Source organism: Oribacterium sinus, from assembly GCF_963537195.1.
Taxonomy (GTDB): domain Bacteria; phylum Bacillota; class Clostridia; order Lachnospirales; family Lachnospiraceae; genus Oribacterium; species Oribacterium sinus_A.
In genome coordinates, this window is sequence record NZ_CAUTEG010000162.1 from 1 (window position 1) to 2,651 (window position 2,651).

Below are 2,651 nucleotides of genomic sequence, written 5' to 3' on the forward strand. Positions count from 1 at the left end.
TCATTTTATTTCTACGCCTCATGTACTCCAGTAGATTCATAGTTTTCCTCCGATACAGCTATTTACCCGTCAACAGAAAAATGTTCCAGCTTCTCAAATGTATTATTTAAAAATTCAAACGAAAAGATATGATAATCATCAAAACTCTGGTCACAATAAGTCACTGTTCCCTGGTTATAGTCAATGATAGCTTGCCCAAGATTATTTTTTACATCTTCTTTGCTTACATCTCCGTACATTCCTCTAAGTTCAGGTAAGATAAAGTCAATTATTCGATCCAAATTATCTTTATAATTCTTTGCTAAAACTTTCACCTTACTGATATATTCCTCTTTAGGCTCCTCATCCCAAGAAAAAATCAAGTCTTCATACTGATAAACATACTGCTGCAAACTTTCATCAAATTTCATGCTTTTCTCCTCTCTTCTCAAAATCCCGATCAATATCCTCTTTCCAGGCACCACCAACAAATATCGTCTCCATATCCGAAACCTTGCATTCTCTAATACGTGTTACAGCTTCATCTATAACCCGGTAATTAAGCGCTGTTCCCACCTCATCACAGTAGTAGTTTGCTGCCCTATCACGCTTAATTCCCATGTTTCCCGCAACCTCTATGGCATCAATATTTGCTCCCAGAAAAAGAAATTCCCAATGATACTTCTCTTGTTGACTTTGAATAAGCTTCTTTACATCCGTAAAGGAGTACTTTCTACTGGCATTTTCAAGACCGTCCGTTGTGATCACAAATAAAGTCTTAGCAGGTCTATCTTCCTCCCTCGCATACTTATGAACATTCCCAATATGACGAATTGCTCCTCCCACCGCATCCAAGAGTGCCGTGCATCCACGGACATAGTAGTCCGCTTCCGTCAGCTTTTTTACATTTCCAATAGGGGCTCTGTCATGAATTACTTCCGCCTCATCGTCAAACAAAACAGTAGATACAAATACCTCTCCGGCTTCCTTTTGTTGCTTTTCTATCATGGCATTAAATCCGCCGATAGTATCGGATTCAAGCCCGGCCATAGAGCCGCTTCTATCAAGGATAAATACAAGTTCCGTTAAATTTTCTCTCATAGTGATTCCCTCCATCATTTGCTTGTTTGCATGGTTACGAGGGTATCCTATCTCTTTCCGCTTTATTTTCGGTCACTTGTCAGGCGACATTTAAATCGCCTGCATTCCCAGGAGCTGTTCTCCATGTTCAAAAAGAGCCAGATTGATTTCATAGATATCATAAGCCTTCCGCTCTATAAAATATTGCACAATAAGATCCTGCTTACTGCAGGGAGATAAGGCCCAGCCCGCCCTTGAAAGCAAATCCTTTGTGTCATCCAGATTCAATTCCAATGCAACAGCCAAAGCCAGCGCTGTGGATTTACTCGGATTCTTGGTAGTTCCGCATTTCAGTTTGGAAAATGCCTTTCTGTCCAGGTTTGCTTTCTTCTGCACTTCAACATCGCTTAGACCTTTTTGATCTGCAAAAGAGAAAACCAGCTCCATAAAGCTTTTGTCAAGATTTTTTACCACATCCTCCAAGCTTCGAACTTCGGAAACCAGGCACTTTTCCGGACTGATATGCGCCCCGTAAACAGAGCTCACTCTAACGGGATCAGCATTAGAACTTTTGCCTCTAACATATGATTCCGAATACTCTTCCGAAATCTTTTCTTCTACATAATGATTATTGATATATTCATCAATATCGCCATAGAGCTCCGTTGATAGGGAATATGATTTTTCATCAAAAACCACAAGATAAAGCTTTATGTCATTTTCCGACATAAAGCTTTCTATCTCCGACAGGGCAATCCTAAGAGCAATTCCCTTGGGAAAGCCATAGCTTCCTGATGCCAAAAGAGGGATAGCAAGACTGAGAATATGATGTTCAAGGGCAAGTTTAAAGATACTGCGGTAACATTTTCTTATAATTATTTCTTCGTCTGAGTTCCCACCCTGCCAGGCCGTTCCTACAGTATGGATAATATACTTTGCAGGCAGATTGTATCCATCCGTAATAAAGGAGCTTCCGGGAGCAATAGCCCCTATTTCCTGTCGTCTCCGCAAAAGCTTTTCTTCCCCGGCAGCCTTATAGACAGCACTGTCTATTCCCGCAGCATATCCCGGCATAGGGTTAGCAGGATTCACTATGGCATCCACCTGCATTTTTGTAATATCGTTTCTGATGATTTGAAAGGGCATAGTCTTCTCCCTTCCCTTATCGGACAAAATTTGTAGCTATCCCCTCTTCTTGCTCCGGTAAGCCGTATTTTTCTTTTCCAAGGGCAATGCTCTTCATCAAAAAGGCCATATTTCTGGCTAGAGTTCTCATAGTTTGCAAGCCTTCCAGGTCTTCCTTCGCCTCCCCTTTTTCGCATCCGTGAACACTGTTCCAGTATTGACTGGAGGCTATCGGCATTCCCGCGATTGTAAAATACTTATTCAATTCATCAAAGGTCGCGGATAAACCGCCTCGTCTTGCCACAACCACACTGGCGCCCACCTTCATGGTCTTATCAAAATGCGTGCTGTAGAACAATCTGTCCAGACAGGCAACCAAGGTAGCATTTGCGGAAGCGTAATAAACCGGAGAAGCCAGTACCAAAGCATCTGCCGCTTCAAACTTCTCTGCCAGGTCATTTACAGGG

4 protein-coding genes are annotated in these 2,651 nt (G+C 42.0%); all 4 read right to left on the reverse strand.

Annotation, left to right across the window (positions count from 1 at the left end):
- Positions 1 to 62: 62 nt before the first annotated feature.
- Positions 63 to 410: a hypothetical protein gene (locus tag RYL27_RS11365; RefSeq protein ID WP_007157930.1), complete on the reverse strand. Its 348-nt coding sequence runs from the start codon at positions 408 to 410 to the stop codon at positions 63 to 65.
- Positions 400 to 1,080: a vWA domain-containing protein gene (locus RYL27_RS11370; protein ID WP_314967227.1), complete on the reverse strand. Its 681-nt coding sequence runs from the start codon at positions 1,078 to 1,080 to the stop codon at positions 400 to 402. Before RYL27_RS11370 ends, RYL27_RS11365 begins: the two co-directional genes overlap by 11 nt.
- A 90-nt stretch (positions 1,081 to 1,170) precedes the next feature.
- Entirely contained in the window at positions 1,171 to 2,205 is a 1,035-nt protein-coding gene (locus RYL27_RS11375; RefSeq protein WP_314668153.1) for a macro domain-containing protein, read from the reverse strand.
- 16 nt (positions 2,206 to 2,221) lie between these two features.
- On the reverse strand, positions 2,222 to 2,651 hold a 430-nt coding region (locus tag RYL27_RS11380), incomplete at its 5' end, for a flavodoxin family protein (RefSeq protein WP_314967228.1).

Coding starts and splice junctions, on each gene's coding strand:
- RYL27_RS11370 (WP_314967227.1), bottom strand. CDS start 1,080: ATGAGAGAAAATTTAACGGAACTTGTATTTATCCTTGATAGAAGCGGC.
- RYL27_RS11375 (WP_314668153.1), bottom strand. CDS start 2,205: ATGCCCTTTCAAATCATCAGAAACGATATTACAAAAATGCAGGTGGAT.
- RYL27_RS11365 (WP_007157930.1), bottom strand. CDS start 410: ATGAAATTTGATGAAAGTTTGCAGCAGTATGTTTATCAGTATGAAGAC.